The sequence below is a fragment of the Nocardiopsis ganjiahuensis DSM 45031 genome, from assembly GCF_000341085.1.
In the GTDB taxonomy this organism is placed as follows: domain Bacteria; phylum Actinomycetota; class Actinomycetes; order Streptosporangiales; family Streptosporangiaceae; genus Nocardiopsis; species Nocardiopsis ganjiahuensis.
In genome coordinates, this window is the sequence record NZ_ANBA01000045.1 from 1 (window position 1) to 1,520 (window position 1,520).

At 70.9% G+C, this 1,520-nt stretch carries 1 protein-coding gene; it reads left to right on the forward strand.

Annotated elements, in window-relative coordinates; genetic code table 11:
* Nucleotides 1-1,277 (forward strand): hypothetical protein (locus D458_RS0132640; RefSeq protein WP_394296606.1); only part of this gene is annotated, 1,277 nt, incomplete at its 5' end.
* Between the last annotated feature and the right edge of the window lie 243 nt (nt 1,278-1,520).

Genomic DNA, 1,520 nt, shown 5'->3' on the forward strand with positions numbered 1-1,520 from the left:
ACCGGCTCACCGCCGACCAAGCCCTCGACCTCCTCCAACGCTGCCGCAACGGCAACGGACCGGTAACCAGAAGGAGGGGATCCAGGGGGGCGGCGAACCGGCGCCGGAAGTCCGGGAAGACCTTGGCGGCCCTGGGTACGGGCGCGCTGGCGGTCCTGACCGTGGGGGCCGTCGTGGTCGCGTTGTCCCTGCGCACCGACGACGCCGACGGACCCGCCGCCGCCACCGGCGCCTGCGGTGAGGGGACCTTCGACGCCGAAGCCGACCTGGAAGGCGACACCTGGACATCGCGCAACGGCCGCGACGTCGTCTACGAGGGCGGCGACATGCTCGAAGCGATGCGCGCGGCGGTCGACAGCCTCGACCCCGGCCGTACGGCACAGCAGAGCGTGGCCGTGCGCGGATCCGGCGCGATGCCCGCCGACACCTCCCTCGACCTGCCCAGCCACACCTCGCTGGAGGTCTGCGGCACCGTCGACGTCACCGGTGTCCCCGCCGACGGCAACGCCGCCGTGCGGATCCGTCACGCCAGGGACGTCTCCGTCCCCCACCTGACCCTGACCGGGACGCCCTACTTCGGGGTCTTCGTCCAGACCTCGCAGGACGTGCACCTCGGGCAGGTCGACCTGCGCCTGTCCGGCGGCCTCGGCGTCCGCGTCGACAGCCGGGACGACGAATCGGTACGCGAGGCCCGCGACATCACGATCGACGACGTCCACGTCTCCGGCACCAGCACCCACGGTGTGGAGACCTACGGGGTCGACGGTCTCACCATCGGCACGGTCACCGCCCGGGACACCGGCGAATCCGGGCTGATGCTCAACGACACCGTCAACGCCACCGTCGATGTGGTCGACGCCGAGGGAGCGGGCACCGGCACCGGGTACGCGGCCCTGCGCATGGCCAACCGCAACGGTCATCTGGACGGCGGCTACGACACCAACATCCGGGTGGGCGAGGTCCGCGCGCGCGGCGGCGGCCGCGGGATCTTCTGCCTCTCCGAGAGCGGCGGCGCCGTGATCGAGAACGTCGACATCGCGGAGACCGGAGACAACTCCGCCCTGTTCGAGAACTGCCACAACGTCACGGTCAGGGGTGGCACCGTCGCCGGTCCGGGCGGTATCCGGATCGCGGCCCGGCCGGAACTCGCCAACACCTCCGACATCACCTTCGAGGACCTGACGCTCGTCGACACCGAACTCGTCGAGATCCCGTGCGGCGTGAACACCGCCGTCCGCGACGTCACCTGGCAGAACAGTCAGGACAACAGCTGCTGATCCCCGCCCGCAGGTACTCGGGTCCCGGCGGTCCGGTCTCCGGCGAGCCGGTCCGGCGTCCGGGAACCGGTCCAGGTCACGGGGCGTCTCTTCCTACGTAGGAGGTACCGATCAGATTCCGCATCCCGCCCGGCGGGCCCCTTCCCCGGACGGGGCACGTCGGACACCCTTGTCAGAGCACCCCTTGCAGAGCCCGCTTCGAGAGGGCGACAGATGTCGAGTAACAGCCAACCGACCATCGCG